The 586-nt window shown below is 69.5% G+C and carries 1 protein-coding gene; it reads left to right on the top strand.

Annotated features, from left to right (window positions below; genetic code table 11):
• Positions 1-136: 136 nt before the first annotated feature.
• Positions 137-586 (top strand): ubiquinol-cytochrome c reductase iron-sulfur subunit (petA, locus tag FLQ44_RS20150; RefSeq protein ID WP_147695784.1); only part of this gene is annotated, 450 nt, incomplete at its 3' end.

The following is a 586-nucleotide window of genomic DNA, read 5'->3' as shown; positions in this document are numbered from 1 at the left end:
GTGCCCTGCATGGGCCATCGGCGCAGGCCTGGCGCGTTGTCGCTGGGTTCAGCCATCCGCTACACTACGCCGCTTTGCAAGGCCAGCCAGACAGGCCTTGTCACCGATTTCCCCTTGCGCAAGTGCGGAGAGCCGTATGGCTAACCAAGGCGTCAACCCAGGCCGCCGCCGCTTCCTGACCGCCACCACCGCCGTGGTGGGTGGCGCTGGAGCGATCGCGGCCGCCGTGCCCTTCATCGCTTCCTGGCAGCCCAGCGCCCGCGCCGAGCTGGCGGGAGCTCCGGTCACCGAGAACATCGCCAAACTCGAACCCGGCCAGCGCCTGACGCTGACCTGGCGCGGCCAGCCGGTGTTCGTGATCCGGCGCACGCCCGAGCAGATCCAGGTGCTACCCTCGCTGGACGCGCGCCTGCGTGATCCGAACTCCGACGTGGTCGACCAGCAGCCCGACTACGCCAAGAACCCGCACCGCTCGGTCAAGCCCGAGTACCTCGTGCTGGTCGGCCTGTGCACGCATCTGGGCTGCGTGCCGCTGTTCCGGCCGGAAGTCCAGGCCGAGCCCTTCGATGCGGACTGGAAGGGCGGC

The organism is Vogesella mureinivorans, assembly GCF_007644035.1.
Classification (GTDB): Bacteria; Pseudomonadota; Gammaproteobacteria; order Burkholderiales; family Chromobacteriaceae; genus Vogesella; species Vogesella mureinivorans.
Note: the sequence above shows the minus strand (reverse complement) of the source record. Positions and strands in the feature narration are given on the sequence as shown.